Below are 14,909 nucleotides of genomic sequence, written 5' to 3' on the forward strand. Positions count from 1 at the left end.
GCATCCTCATTTCTACGGCTGGAGAAATTTCATGCATAAACGCGCTATTTATCCGGGCACTTTTGACCCGATTACCAACGGACACGCCGACTTAATTGAGCGTGCTGCCAATCTATTTAGTGAAATTGTAGTTGGTGTCGCGAATAGCCCCAGCAAAAAGCCAATGTTTACGTTGGATGAGCGCGTTGAGTTGGTGCGCCAAGTTACGGCAGACCTACCCAACGTCACGGTGGTTGGCTTCAGCGGTTTGCTGGTGGACTTTGCCAAGGAGCAAGGGGCAACGGTGCTTATACGCGGTTTGCGGGCAGTCTCGGATTTTGAATACGAATTTCAACTCGCCAATATGAATCGACGTTTATACCCGGTGCTGGAGAGCGTATTTTTAACGCCCGCAGAGGAAAATTCGTTTATCTCATCCACGCTGGTCAAAGAAGTTGCCATTCACCACGGAGACGTTCGCCAATTTACCGACACGCGGGTTGCCGCTGCGTTAGAGGCCAAGATCAAGTCGCGCGAATGAGCGGAAGCTCATAGCGCGACGTCAACGAAAACCCAAGCCAACAGCAGTGGGCACACCAAGCGTAAGTGCCAAAATAGTAGGCGATAGCGCCACTGCGTGCTGGCCAGTTCTCGCACACGATTACTGCGCTGCCAAAACCAACCCAGCACGATAAAGTAGAACAACCCTGACAGGGGCAACTGAAATTGAGTCACATAGGTAACAACCCAAGTAAATAGCGGTTCAAACCAAATCACTAATGCACAACCAATCAAACTGATACAGCCTGCAATGATACCTGCTGCCTTGCGGCGCGATACTTGGTGCGTTTCAATGGCATAGGCAATAGGAACTTCGGCTGTGGCAATGGTTGATGTTAATGCTGCGATACTGAGCAGGGCAAAGAAACCAAACCCAAGCCAAGCGCCGGCGGCTCCGAGCTGCTCGAATAAGTCAGGTAGTACTTGGAAAATCAGGCGGCCCTCGCCAATTAGTTGTTCACCTTCGGTAACGGACAGACCTTGCGCCATTGCCACATAAAGTGCGGGAATGATAAGTAGACCGGCCAGAAAAGCGACCAAGGTATCGAGTGCCGCAACACTCCACGTGAGTCGGCCTAAGCGCGTACCTTTGCTTAAATAGCTGCCATAAATCATCATGCCGCCCAAGCCGATAGAGAGCGAGAAAAATGCTTGTCCCATGGCTGATACGATCAGATCAGCGCTCCACATGCTGCTAAAATCCGGAACCAGATAAGCGCGAAAACCATCGCTTGCACCCGGCAAGGTACCAATAAAAGCAATGAGCCCAAGCAACAAAACAACCAGTAGCGGCATTAGTCTGCGTGCCCAGCGTTCGATACCATTTTGTACGCCATTAATCACAATTCCGAAGGTAAAGGCGACAAATACCAACAATAGGATGATGTCGCGTAGGATTGATGGCGTGTCTGTCCAGTGGGTTAGTGCTGTTAAATTAAGCGCAGTAAGCAGTGATGTTAAGCCTTCAGCCACCATCCAAGCGGCAACTAAGTGGTAAAAGCTAAGCATTAACACCGCGCCAATAACATTGAGGTAACCAATGGTTTTTCCGCTTGCGGCAGTGATGGGCCGACTGGTTTGACTCAGCACGGTAAGGGCTTTAACCGGGTTTGCCTGTGCGGCATGGCCGATACTTAATTCGGTGTACAGAGCGGGAACAGCCAGTACCACAATCACCACTAAATACACGAGCAAAAACGCTGCACCGCCGTGGTTTGCAACTTGAGTTGGGAACCCCCAAATATTGCCTAGCCCAATTGCAGAACCTGCCGCAGCGAGAATAAAACCGAGTCGTGTATGAAAACTATCGCGCATAATTAAGCCATTATTTTTGCGGTAAAAGCCGCCATTCTAGCCTCTAACGGGTACGTAAGACTATTATTTTTGACGATTTCAAGTTAGAATCGCGCCCCAAGTTTACTTTTCAAATTTTATGCTCAAACCAGACCCGCAGGAGTCCGTTACATGACTGATCTGGATCTAGGCCATTACGGCATCACAGACGTCACTGAAGTTGTCCACAATCCTTCTTACGAACAATTGTTTGAAGAAGAAACACGCACTGATTTGCAAGGCTATGAAAAAGGCGTTGTGACTGACCAAGGTGCTGTTGCAGTGGATACAGGTATATTTACCGGTCGTTCGCCAAAAGACAAATACATTGTGCGTGACGACACCACGAAAGACACGCTGTGGTGGGCTGATCAGGGCAAAAATGATAACAAAGCGATTACCCCGGAAATCTGGGCTGATTTAAAGGAAACTGTTACCGGTCAGTTATCCGGCAAACGTTTGTTTGTTGTGGATACATATTGCGGTGCGAACGAAGATACACGTTTAGCAGTTCGCTTTATTACCGAAGTTGCATGGCAAGCCCACTTCGTGAAAAACATGTTTATCCGTCCTTCTGCAGAAGAGCTGGAAAACTTTACACCAGATTTTGTGGTGATGAATGGTGCAAAATGCATCAACCATAAATGGCAAGAGCACGGCCTGAATTCTGAAAACTTTGTCGCTTTCAACTTAACTGAACGCATTCAGTTAATTGGTGGTACCTGGTACGGCGGCGAAATGAAGAAGGGCATGTTCTCGATCATGAACTACTACCTGCCATTGCAAGGCATTGCATCCATGCACTGCTCTGCCAATGTAGGTAAAGACGGTGATGTGGCAATTTTCTTTGGTTTGTCAGGCACGGGTAAAACCACGCTCTCAACCGATCCAAAACGCCAACTCATTGGTGATGACGAGCACGGTTGGGATGACGACGGCGTATTCAATTTCGAAGGCGGTTGCTACGCGAAGACAATTAATTTGTCAGCTGAAGCAGAGCCTGATATTTACAATGCGATTCGTCGCGATGCGTTGCTTGAAAACGTCACCGTACGTGCAGATGGCAGCGTAGATTTTGATGATGGCTCGAAAACTGAAAACACCCGTGTTTCATACCCGATTTATCATATCGACAACATTGTGAAGCCAGTCTCTAAAGCGGGCCACGCTCAAAAGGTTATCTTTTTAACAGCGGACGCTTTTGGTGTTTTACCGCCAGTTTCCAAGTTAACGAAAGAGCAAACTGAGTATTATTTCCTGTCAGGCTTCACCGCAAAACTTGCTGGCACAGAGCGTGGTATCACTGAGCCAACGCCAACCTTCTCAAGCTGTTTTGGTGCGGCATTTTTGACTCTGCACCCAACCCAGTACGCTGAGGTTTTAGTGAAGCGTATGGAAGCAGCTGGCGCTGAAGCGTATTTGGTTAACACCGGCTGGAACGGTACGGGCAAGCGTATTTCTATTCAGGCAACCCGAGCCATTATTGACTCTATCCTGGACGGCAGCATTGAAGATGCTGAATTTGTCCAGTTGCCATACTTTAATCTCGCTATGCCAACGGCACTTGCAGGCGTTCAGGAACAACATATTTTGGACCCACGCAACACCTATGCAGACGCGGGTGATTGGGATGTGAAAGCACAAGATCTTGCTAATCGCTTCGTCGCGAACTTCGAAAAGTTCACCGACAACGAAGAAGGCAAATCTTTGGTTGCTGCTGGCCCTCAGCTGTAATCAACGCTAAACGTTAATTAAGAACCAGCCGCGCGAGCGGCTGGGGTTTTGCATATAAGAACCCTTGTAGCAAATCACAGTTTGACTCGCGCAGTAGCTGCGCTTGTATCTCGTCTTCAACACCCTCGGCAACCACAATTAAATTCAACTTGTGCGCCATTGATACGATGCCTGAAAGAATTGCATTGTCGCGTTTATTGTGAGCAATTTCGCGCACAAAACTTCTGTCGATTTTAATTTTATGTACAGGCAGAAAACGTAAGTATGCAAGGCTGGAATACCCTGTTCCAAAGTCATCTAGAGACACACGCACTCCCATACTATCGAGTGTATGAATCGTATCAATAGCGCGCTCTTCGTCGGCCATTAATACGCTTTCGGTTATTTCTAACTCAAGGCATTCGGGATTTATTCCCGTGCGGGTCATAATGTCGCGAACGGTTTGCAGAAAAGTTACTTGAGTAAACTGCACGGCCGAAATGTTAACCGCAACCGACAGTGGTATTTCGCGGCCTTCGTTTATCCTCATGATGTCACGACAGGCTTGCTCAAGAACCCAGTTACCGATAGGCACAATCTGTCCTGATTCCTCAGCAAGTGGAATGAATTCAGCTGGCGAAACCATACCTCGTTCAGGGTGGTGCCAGCGCAACAAACACTCAAGCGCGCACACCGATTGTTTGTCAGAACAAAGAATGGGTTGATAGTAGAGCTCAAGTTGCTCTTGGAATAGCGCATCATGCAGTTGCTGGCGCAGTAACAATTTCTCGCTGAGTTGTGAAGATATCTGTTGCGAGAACCAATGCACCGTATTGCGTCCTGCTAATTTAGCTTGGTACATAGCCATGTCTGCGTTTTGAATCAGCGATGCTGCGGCCGGGAGAGGTTTGACGTTGTGCTGCGGTTCGTAAGCCGCAATACCGATACTCGCAGTAACTGTAATTGAGAACTCACCGAGTTCAAATGGCTGTACAAATACAGACTGAAGCCGCTGTGCAATGCGGTGCCCCTCATCGGCATCATCCACTTCAGGTACCAGCAATACAAACTCGTCGGCATTAACCCGAGCTAAGGTGTCACCCGGATCAAGCAGTTCACGGATACGTGAAGCGACTTGCTTCAGTAAGTTGTCGCCGCAGTTGATACCAAAAGCATCGTTGATGGCTTTGAATTTATCCAGATCAATATAGTACAACGCAAGCATTTGGCGCTGTCGCTTTGCGAGTATCAAATCATGCGTAACCCGCTCTTCAAGGTGGCTTCGATTTAGGCAGCCAGTCAACGGGTCATGCGTTTGATTATATATTAGCTGTTCTTCAATGGCTCGTTTGTCACTAATGTCTAGCAGCACGCCAATAAAGTGAGTCACTTTATTGGCCGCATCAAGAACAGGAGAGATATGCACCTCATTCCAGTAGCTGCTGCCGTCCTTGCGGTAATTGAGTATTGACGTTTTTAACTCTTGATGGTGCTCCAGCGCATGAATTACAGAATTTATTGCTGCCTGGTCAGATTCAGGTCCCTGCAAAAAATGAAGACTTCGACCGAGAACTTCCGTCGGATGATAGCCTGTGGTGCGGTAAAAAGCGGCATTGGCATAAACTAAGGGACGCCCGCTAACCAGTGCATCAATAATCACAATACTGTTGATGCTTGACTGAACGGCGCGTTCAAGCAAGTAGCCTTGACTGTACTCAAGTGGTTGAGATTCCGTGAATCGTTTTACGTCTACATCCATGCGGTTGCCTATAAAAAAGAGGATTACCTGACTAAAAAGTTCACAAACGAGCCTTATGAACTAAGCGCACTGGAATATACTAATGTAAAGGTAATGTAACAACAAGTATCTGCGAGTTAGGCCGTTGATTTTCCAAGGCGTGTGCAGTTGCGTCCATCGTGTTTGGCTTGATAAAGGCCTTCATCGGCCCGTTGTATAATTGATACTGGTGTGTCGTTAGGAGAGAGTGTTGCCGAGCCGATACTTAGGGTTAAATGCAAATCGTCATGAGTAAAACGGTGCCGACCAACGGCCACACGTATTTTTTCTGCTAATTCCACGGCACCGTCTTGATCGGTTTTAGGAGCAATAATAAGGAATTCCTCGCCGCCCCAACGCCCCAGCACGTCAGTTGCACGCGTGCTGTTTTGCAGTAAACCACTCAGCTCAACGAGTACCTCATCACCAACTAGGTGTCCGTAACTGTCATTAAGCGTTTTGAATTGGTCGGCATCAATAATCAATACAGATAAATCGAAACTGTCACGTTTTGCGCGGCGAATCTCAATTTCCAACATTGCATCAAGGTGTGAACGATTGAACAGTTGGGTGAGCGGATCGGTAACCGCTAAAATTTCCAGCTCCTGATTACGCTTTGCTAAAAATGCGAAGGCTTCGGTACGAGACTTTTCATAGTGACGGCTAATAGTCAGCAAGGCGAACAGCGAAAGCGCAATGTTAAAGTAGCTCGGCATATTAAGTTCGTAACTGGGCCAGTCTGGGGAAAAAACGACAATAAAGACTATGGCTGCAGTTAAAGAGCACGCACTAATGTATAGCCCCCGGCGAATACCTAATAAGAAAAACGAAATTGTTGGTATTAAACTTAACCAGATAAACGAATAGTTTCTGCCTTGTGCAATAGCTAAGTAAACAGCCATAAACACGACAATTGTACCGGTAAGTAGTATGGCGCTGCGCTCTAAATTAAGGTTTTTACGTAAATCGATTTGTATGCTTAAAATCGCCACGAATACGCATAAGTTGGCTATCGCTATGTCGAAATAGCCAAATAATGTGAGATTGAGCACCACAAAGGCACCCGAGTAGACTTGCAAAATAAACAGCAAGCTTTGCATTAATTGTACACGCCAGTAGCGTGGGTCTTGACGTTCGAAAGGGTGGTGGATAACCCACCACCCTTTATGAACTAACGTACGCAAAGTTTGCCAGCTCATGCGAGGTTACCTTGTTGAATTAAAGCTGCTCTGCGTGAGGTAACTCATGCGCTGGAGCTTCTTTGTTGCCTTCAACCAAAAAGTGCTGCATCCAACGCATTAGACGCATCGAGTAGTCCAGTTGTGCAGCAACGCGGCGGTTACCGTGCCCTTCGCCTGGGTATAAAACCAAGCGCACCGGAACCTTACCGTGCGTTTTCAAATAACGATATAGCTCCATCGACTGGCTGGGGTGCACACGTGTGTCTTCTTTGCCGTGCATGATCAAAATAGGTGTACGGGCTTTTTCAGCATGATAAATGGGGCTGCGCTCAAGGTACCATTGCCATTTCTCCCACGGATAGCTGCGTGCATGAACCGCGTGCATTTCTTTGGCAATATCGGTGGTACCGAATTTTGAAATGTTGTCACTGATACCAACGAACATAACACTTGCTGCGAAATGTTCGGTTAGTGCAGTTGCGCCCCAAGCTGAAGCAAAGCCGCCGTAAGAGCCACCGGTGATGCCGACTTTGGTTTCGTCGACAAGACCTATTTCTACCAAGTGATTTTTGCCATCAACAAGGTCGTCAAATTCCTTCCCTGCGTAGTCATTTTGGCCAAGCTTGGAAAACTCGACACCGCGACCCGTGCTGCCACGGTAATTCGGGAAAAACAGCGCATAACCTTGTTGCGCAGCGTATTTTACCGGGCTGCCATAGCGATCAAGCCAACCATTGCTGTAATGGGCCTCTGGTCCGCCGTGCACCACCATGATAAGAGGGTAACGCGTACCTTCGGTATAATTCGTAGGGTAAACCACTACACCCTCCAGCTCTAGGCCGTCACGGGCCTTATAGCTGATGGTTTCTTGGCGGGGCATAGTGACATCGTCTAACCATGGGTTGGAATTGGTTAGGCGCGTAATGGTTTGTCCACTTATGCGAAATAACTCTGTTGGATGGGCACTGCTGTGCGCCCGCACCAGGACATCGCTTTTACCGGGTGTAACTTCAATGTCGACCGCAACCAGTTTACTTGGCTCCATGAGTATGCGGCTTTCAAACCACTGCATAGTCAACGCTTGCACTTCACTTTGCGTGCCACGATGACCTAACCAAATAAGCTCATCATTGCGGCGCCAAGCGATGTCTTGCACATGGCCTTGATAATCAGGCAATACGTTGGTTTTCTCATTATTTTTGCTGGTGTCATACACGTACAACCGGCCAGAGGCTGGGTCGTTATAATCCGCAGCACCAATCACTGCCAAATAGCGGCCATCAGGTGAAAATGCAGCTTTGCCGAGCTTACCAACTGATTCAAAGGCACTGACTTGTTTGCCGTCATAATCTAGCAGTTGGTACTGTGTGCTCATGTAATTGTCGTCAACCAAGGGTGTTGGCGCTACACGAACTAGCAACTGGTCGTTCTCTGGGCGAAACGCAACGGACAACACCTGCTTGTCAGCCGTTAACTGAACCGGCTTCGCGTCATCGGCTTGCGTGTCATAAAGCCAAAGGTGTGTAAACTCGTTTTGTTCTTCATAAATTTCTGCTTTGAAGCCTTTTTTAGCGAGTTTACTCTTGGTTTCATCGGCTTTAGAGCGGGCGCGAAAAGCAATATAGCGTCCGTTATTACTCACCGCGTAGCTACTAATGGCGGCTTCATGACTAAAAGCGAGCTGTGCTTCGCCACCGGTGGTTGCCATTTTGTATAGGCTGGTGTGCTTAGCGTCATCGCGTTTAGCTAAAAAATAAATGGTTTGTCCGTTAAAACTTACTGAACGTACCGATTCTTTACCGGTAATAAACGGCACGCTGGTCCCATCGCCGTGAACGGTGTGAAGCTCAATGTAGGCACCACCGTCTTCATCTTTATAGGGGGTACGTGGAACCACGCGGGTAAATGCTGCCAACTGGCCGTCGGCGGCAAGAGCCGCACTATTAATTGATTTTACGGTTACCGTTTCTTGCAACGTGATATCACGCGCAAAACCGGGCACGGTTAATACCGCCGCGACTATAATGATGCCAATGCTGCGAAGCATAATGCACTCCTCGTTGCTTTGTTGTTCAAGATTTATTCACATAATTTTACTAATACTACCAGTAAAATTATTGACTTCCCACGAAATAACGCCAATCTGTTAACAACATTTTAAGCTTTGAGTAACCCATGCTAGACCAACTATTAATAGGCGCAATTTTAATTGGAGCGCTGGTGCTATTTGTCTGGGACAAGTGGCGCTATGACATTGTCGCAATGCTGGCGTTATTAATTGCAGCCGCGTTGGGGTTGGTTCCTGCCCAAGATGTTTTTTCTGGGTTTGGCAATGCAGCCGTTATTACGGTTGCGGCAGTGTTGGTTATCAGCCACGCCATGTGGCGATCCGGGGTGGTCGACGCGCTTGCTTCATTAATGAAGCGAGTTGGTGATAAGGCGTGGATTCAAATGATCGCCTTAACCACCATCACCACCATATGCTCCGCTTTTATAAGCAACACGGGAACCATGGCCATTATGATTCCAGTTGCGCTGCAATTATCTCGAAGTGGACTTGGACATGCTTCCAAAGTGCTGATGCCTATGGCCTTTGGTTCACTATTAGGCGGTACCATCACCATGATCGGTACGCCGCCAAATATTATCATTGCGGACATTCGTCGAGACGCGTTGGGTAGTAGCTTCGGTATTTTTGACTTTACCCCTGTAGGCTTAAGTTTAGCTGCAATTGGTTTGGTATTTATGTGGGTAACCAGTCGCTGGCTAGTGCCGAGTACCAATAGCCGCGATGCAGCCAATTCACCTTACGATATGAGTTCGTATATAACCGAATTGTGGGTTCCACAAGAAGCAAATTGTGTCGGGCAAACCTTGTTTGAACTCGAAAGCAAAATCAAAGACAACTTTGCCATTGTTGCGGTCAAACACGGAAAGGCAGTGACCACGGCGCCGCCACGTTATTATCGTATCAAGGCTGAAGATGTGCTTATTGTAGAGGCCGATACTGAAACGTTGCAGCAAATTATTGATGCGACCGGCTTGGAGCTCAATGCTGACGAAGAGCTCGCCGATCGATTTTTAATTTCTGCCGAAGTGCAAGTGGTGGAAGGCGTTGTGGGCCCTGATTCCCGGCTCATTGGTCGCTCTGCAGCCGATTTACGCCTGCGCCACCGTTTTGGCGTGAATGTACTCGCAGTTGCGCGGCAGGGGCAACCAGTAAAGCCTAATCTAGCTAATATTCGCTTTAAACCGGGCGACGTATTGCTGCTGCAAGGAGATGCTGAAATTCTTACCGACGTATTTCGTCGCTTTGGATGCTTCCCGCTAGCGCAGCGAAGCATGCGTATTGGCGGTGTGAAAAAGCTGTTTACACCGTTAGCAATTTTTGCAGTTGCAATTTTAGCGAGTGCATTGGGGTTATTGTCGGTACCGGTTGCGTTTACCGCCGCAGCGGGCGCTATGGTTCTAACGAATATTATTCCGTTACGCGAACTTTACGAGAACGTCGACTGGCCAATTATTGTGCTACTCGGTGCAACTATACCCCTCGGTGGCGCTTTAGAACGAAGCGGGGCGGCACATACATTGGCTGAATGGGCGTTGCTTGTGAGTAGCGATGCCCCGGCTGCGGTTGCAATGACAATTCTACTGGTGGTGACAATTAGTTTGTCAAATATTGTAAATAACGCTGCAGCAGCCGTACTCATGGCACCAATTGGATTGAATATGGCAGCAAGCTTGGGAGTCGCGCCAGACCCATTCTTGATGGCGGTTGCGATCGGCGCTGCGTTGCCATTTATTACGCCAATTGGACACCAGTCGAATATCTTGGTGATGGGCCCCGGCGGGTATGCTTTTGGTGATTACTGGAAGTTAGGGCTGCCGCTGACTTTGGTTCTAACCGCTGCAACAGTACCTCTTATTCTTTGGTTTTGGCCGCTGCACGGGTAGCCTCTGCTCCAAGCGCTACAATGCGCAACTGCGCAATTGTTTGTTCAGCAAGCCGATGCCGTTCTTTTGCATCGGCATCGAGTGCATCGGCACCTGCGCTAAAAACGATACGAACAATCGCGTCGGCTTGCAGCTCAGCAAGATAACGTTCAAATTTTTGTTCATCAACCAAATAATCAACCAACTCCGCCGTGAAATGTTCTACTTCGCGCGTCACAGCCAGTCGAAATTCTCGTGAATTCCCAGACTTTTCTTGCAACAGCAGGCGAAAAATAGCGGTGTTGTTGGTGACGAATTCCATAAAGGTGGTTATTGAAGCACGAATGATTGAGCCACCTTTTGCAATTTGCTGGCGAGACTGGCGCAAAAGTTGGCGTAAGGTTAACCCACCTTCGTCGACCAATGTTAAGCCGAGTTCTTCCATGTTTTGAAAATGGCGGTAGAAAGACGTCGGCGCAATACCGGCTTCGCGGGTGACTTCTCGTAAGCTTAAGCTGGCATATCCATGTTCCGCACTTAACTGGTTCATGGCCGCTTGAATAAGTGCGCGGCGGGTTTTCTCTTTTTGGGCTGCTCGAACGCCTGCCATAGTGATGGAACTCTCTACTCTAAATGTCGTCAAAGCTGATTATGTCAGTGAACGTGTGTTCACGCAATTCATCGTTTTTTGAGCGATAATGCTTGCGTTGAGCGATTGGTGTAGGTAAATTGAGCGAACACGTGTTCACTGAAATGAATGTGTATTTCTTTTACGTAGTTAAGTTGGTTTATATTTATGTCGTCACATCAAAATTCAGCTGCCGCTGAAAAGCCCCCGATTCTTTGGCTTAACCTAAGTGTTTTTGCCATTACTTTTTTGGTTGCTGCTATCGGCGTACCTTGGTACGGCTTCACCCAAGGTTTTTCCACGGGGCTCATTGTTGGCTTAATTGCGACGATTGGCTTCGCTGGTATTTCAATTACCGCCGGTTACCATCGGTTATGGGCGCATCGTACTTATGATGCACATTGGTCGTTGCGTATATTATTCGCTTTAGGTGGCGCGCTTGCGGTGCAGAACAGTGCATTGCATTGGTCGTCTGATCACCGCGAACACCATAAGCATGTTGACGACAACGACAAAGACCCGTATTCAGCGAAACGAGGGTTTTGGTATTCGCACATCGGTTGGATGCTGCGTGAATATCAAGCGTCGCGGTACACCAACTACGACAACGTGAAAGACATTCAAAAAGACCCAATTGTGATGTGGCAGCATCGTAATTATTTAACCCTCACGTTACTAACCACCTTTGGTTGGCCTGTGGCGCTGGGTTTGATGCTTGGTGATGTATGGGGTGCAATCATTTTAGTAGGCTTTGCTCGCCTAGTGATAAATCATCACACAACATTCTTTATTAACTCGCTGGCGCACATTTGGGGTAAGCAAACTTATACTGATCGCAACACGGCCCGCGACAATGGTGTATTGGCATTTTTGACCTTTGGTGAGGGGTATCACAATTACCACCACATTTTTTCAGCGGATTATCGCAATGGAATTCGTTGGTGGCACTTCGACCCAACCAAGTGGTTGATTCGTGCCTGTTCGTGGGTTGGCTTAACGCGTAACTTAAAACGCACAAACGGTTACCAAGTTGAAAAAGCGCGCTTAGAAATGCAGTTTAAGAAAGCCACTGCGAAAGCAGAAGTTTCGTGTGAAACAACCATGGCGAAACTGCATGATGAATTTGACGTTATGGTGGCCAAATTGCGCGAGTATTATCAGGTACGCAAGCAACTGTTGGACATTAAAACGAAAGCATTGGTAGACAGCGTGCATGTGCCCACCTTGTCAGAGCTGCAGGCCAAAGCGGATTCAATGCGTGAGGCATTCGTTGCGCACAAACGAGAGTTCCACCAGCTATTGCAACGAGCGGTTCAAGGTAATATTCAAGGTACACAAAGCGCTTAATTGATGAATAAGAATTGAAAAGCCGACCGCAGTAACAATGCTACGGTCGGTTTTTTTATGGGCGCTATTTCTTTGCTTTGGCAAACGCATCAGCAAAGGCTGACCCCATAGCTGAGTTCGCTGGTGCCGCCGGTTTGCCCTTTGGTTTCACTGAGTTAGGTTGTTGTGGCTTACCTGAAGTTTTTGTGTTCGCCGCAGCGGGTGATTGCGCCGTTGGCTCATCATTCAAGCGCATGGTTAAGCTGATACGTTTACGTGGCACGTCAACTTCAAGCACTTTAACCTTAACAATATCGCCAGCCTTAACAATTTCGCGTGGATCACTAACAAACTTATCAGCCAACGCTGATACGTGCACTAAGCCGTCTTGGTGAACACCAATATCCACAAAAGCACCAAAGGCAGCGACATTGCTAACAACGCCTTCAAGGGTCATACCAGACTTCAAATCTTTGATGTCGTCGACGCCGTCTTTAAAACTGGCGGTTTTAAACTCAGGGCGGGGGTCGCGACCTGGTTTATCAAGCTCGCGCAAGATGTCCTGTATGGTTGGAAGCCCAAAGGTGTCATCGGTATAATCAGCGGCGTTTAAATTCTTCAAGAAACTGGAATCGCCAATTATGTCGTTCACTTTGCGCGCATTAGCCGTAGCAATGCGCTCAACAACCGGGTAGGCCTCGGGGTGAACCGCAGAAGCGTCAAGCGGTTGATCACCGTTCATGATGCGCAAGAAGCCAGCAGCTTGTTCGAATGATTTAGGCCCCATGCGGGCAACTTTAAGTAGCTGTTTGCGTGCGGTAAACCGACCGTGACTATCCCGATGCGTAACGATGTTCTGCGCGAGCGTTTTGGTTAAACCCGCAACGCGTGCCAGCAAAGCTACTGAAGCAGTATTAATATCCACACCGACTGCATTCACACAATCTTCCACGACAGCATCTAGGCTTTGTGCGAGTTGCGCTTGGCTAACATCGTGTTGATACTGGCCGACCCCAATTGATTTGGGCTCTATTTTCACCAGCTCAGCCAGTGGGTCTTGTAACCGACGAGCAATCGATACCGCGCCACGAAGCGACACATCCAAATCTGGAAATTCTTGGGCTGCAAGTTCAGACGCAGAATAAACCGATGCACCCGCTTCGTTAACGATCACTTTTGCAGCTTTTATTTCTGGGTTGGCTTTTAGCATTTCGCCAACCAGCTTATCTGTCTCGCGCGAATGCGTGCCATTACCAATCGAAATGAGTTTAACTTTGTGTTGCTTGCACATACCAGCCAAGGTACGCATGGCTTTATCGACTTGGTTTTGGGGCTGGAATGGAAATACCGTATTGGTGCCAAGTACTTTACCGGTTGAGTCTACCACAGCAACCTTGATACCAGTACGAACGCCTGGATCTAACCCCATGGTTACCTTGTCGCCGGCAGGTGCAGCCATCAATAAATCTTTTAAGTTGTTGGCAAAAATTTGAATGGCATCAGTCTCGGCGCGTTCGCGAACTGCGCCAAATAATTCGGTTTCCATATGCAGCAGTATTTTTATGCGCCATGTCCACTGAACCGTTTGTTGTAACCAAGCATCGCCGGCGCGACCTTGATCACGCCAGCCAATATGCACCGCAATCAAATGCTCGCCATGGCTACGTGCTTTGGGGTCTTCTTGCTGCGGATCAGCGTTTAGTTTGAGCTGTAATATGCCTTCATTACGGCCGCGAAATAATGCCAATGCGCGGTGCGAAGGTATTTTTTTAATGGCTTCATGAAATTCAAAATAGTCGCGGTATTTTGCGCCTTCAACTTCTTTGCCGGGTGCTAGTGTGCTGGTGATTTCAGCGTTATTCCATAAATAGTCACGCACTTTTTTCAGCAACGCAGCATCTTCAGCGAAACGTTCCATTAGTATAAAACGGGCACCATCAAGCACGGCTTTTTCATCAGCAAAGCCGGCATCGGCATTAACGAACTGTTGCGCTTCTGCTTCAGGAGTCAAGCTCGGGTCAGCAAATAAAGCATCGGCAAGAGGCTCGATACCTGCTTCAATAGCAATTTGCCCCTTAGTGCGACGCTTCGGTTTAAACGGGAGGTATAAATCTTCTAACTCGGTTTTTGACTCGGTTGATAAAATCGACTGCTCGAGTTCAGCCGTCAGCTTACCTTGTTCACGGATGCTTGCCAAAATCACTGCGCGCCGGTCATCCAGTTCACGCAAGTAAGTTAAGCGCTGCGCTAAATTACGCAGTTGCGTGTCATCTAAACCGCCCGTTGCCTCTTTTCTGTAGCGGGCAATAAAAGGCACCGTAGCACCGTCGTCAAGTAGCGCGATAGCAGCTTGTACTTGCTGCGAACTGACCGCTAATTCGTTCGCGATTTGCTGAGTAATCGAGCTCATAGCTTCTCTCATGTTGTCCTTGTGAACCAAAAAATGTGCCCAAGTATATCAGGCTGATTCTGGCTTGTG

10 protein-coding genes are annotated in these 14,909 nt (G+C 48.0%); 4 read left to right on the forward strand and 6 right to left on the reverse strand.

Annotation, left to right across the window (positions count from 1 at the left end):
* Positions 1–31: 31 nt before the first annotated feature.
* Positions 32–520 carry a pantetheine-phosphate adenylyltransferase gene (coaD, locus tag ACN0UY_RS08100; RefSeq protein WP_417666173.1) on the forward strand — a complete coding sequence of 163 codons (489 nt, stop codon included), beginning with the start codon at positions 32–34 and terminating at the stop codon, positions 518–520.
* 8 nt (positions 521–528) lie between these two features.
* On the opposite strand, the gene ACN0UY_RS08105 is transcribed toward coaD, so the two are convergent.
* Positions 529–1,854: a sodium-dependent transporter gene (locus ACN0UY_RS08105; protein WP_417666174.1), complete on the reverse strand. Its 1,326-nt coding sequence runs from the start codon at positions 1,852–1,854 to the stop codon at positions 529–531.
* A gap of 150 nt (positions 1,855–2,004) precedes the next feature.
* Between ACN0UY_RS08105 and pckA the strand changes: the two genes are divergently transcribed.
* Positions 2,005–3,606: a phosphoenolpyruvate carboxykinase (ATP) gene (gene pckA, locus ACN0UY_RS08110; protein ID WP_417666175.1), complete on the forward strand. Its 1,602-nt coding sequence runs from the start codon at positions 2,005–2,007 to the stop codon at positions 3,604–3,606.
* Between the two features lie 13 nt (positions 3,607–3,619).
* On the opposite strand, the gene ACN0UY_RS08115 is transcribed toward pckA, so the two are convergent.
* From ACN0UY_RS08115 to ACN0UY_RS08125, 3 genes are all read right to left on the reverse strand, one after another.
* Positions 3,620–5,344, reverse strand: a complete 1,725-nt coding sequence (locus tag ACN0UY_RS08115; protein WP_417666176.1) for a putative bifunctional diguanylate cyclase/phosphodiesterase — start codon at positions 5,342–5,344, stop codon at positions 3,620–3,622.
* A 116-nt stretch (positions 5,345–5,460) separates the two neighbouring features.
* Positions 5,461–6,561: a GGDEF domain-containing protein gene (locus ACN0UY_RS08120; protein ID WP_417666177.1), complete on the reverse strand. Its 1,101-nt coding sequence runs from the start codon at positions 6,559–6,561 to the stop codon at positions 5,461–5,463.
* A 19-nt stretch (positions 6,562–6,580) separates the two neighbouring features.
* Positions 6,581–8,590 (reverse strand): prolyl oligopeptidase family serine peptidase, encoded by a 2,010-nt coding sequence (locus ACN0UY_RS08125; RefSeq protein ID WP_417666178.1) that lies wholly within the window; start codon positions 8,588–8,590, stop codon positions 6,581–6,583.
* A 128-nt stretch (positions 8,591–8,718) separates the two neighbouring features.
* Between ACN0UY_RS08125 and ACN0UY_RS08130 the strand changes: the two genes are divergently transcribed.
* On the forward strand, positions 8,719–10,497 hold the full coding sequence (locus ACN0UY_RS08130) for an SLC13 family permease (protein WP_417666179.1): 1,779 nt from the start codon (positions 8,719–8,721) through the stop codon (positions 10,495–10,497).
* On the opposite strand, the gene fabR is transcribed toward ACN0UY_RS08130, so the two are convergent.
* Complete coding sequence (gene fabR / locus ACN0UY_RS08135) at positions 10,466–11,086, reverse strand: HTH-type transcriptional repressor FabR (protein WP_417666180.1); 621 nt, start codon at positions 11,084–11,086, stop codon at positions 10,466–10,468. The two genes, ACN0UY_RS08130 and fabR, sit on opposite strands and share 32 nt — an antisense overlap.
* 186 nt (positions 11,087–11,272) lie before the next feature.
* Between fabR and ACN0UY_RS08140 the strand changes: the two genes are divergently transcribed.
* Positions 11,273–12,451 carry an acyl-CoA desaturase gene (locus tag ACN0UY_RS08140; protein WP_417666181.1) on the forward strand — a complete coding sequence of 393 codons (1,179 nt, stop codon included), beginning with the start codon at positions 11,273–11,275 and terminating at the stop codon, positions 12,449–12,451.
* 64 nt (positions 12,452–12,515) lie between these two features.
* Here the strand turns inward: ACN0UY_RS08140 and ACN0UY_RS08145 are convergent, their stop codons facing one another.
* Positions 12,516–14,840, reverse strand: a complete 2,325-nt coding sequence (locus tag ACN0UY_RS08145; RefSeq protein ID WP_417666182.1) for a Tex family protein — start codon at positions 14,838–14,840, stop codon at positions 12,516–12,518.
* Positions 14,841–14,909 lie beyond the last annotated feature (69 nt).

This window comes from Pseudidiomarina sp. (genome assembly GCF_048268165.1).
GTDB lineage: Bacteria > Pseudomonadota > Gammaproteobacteria > Enterobacterales > Alteromonadaceae > Pseudidiomarina.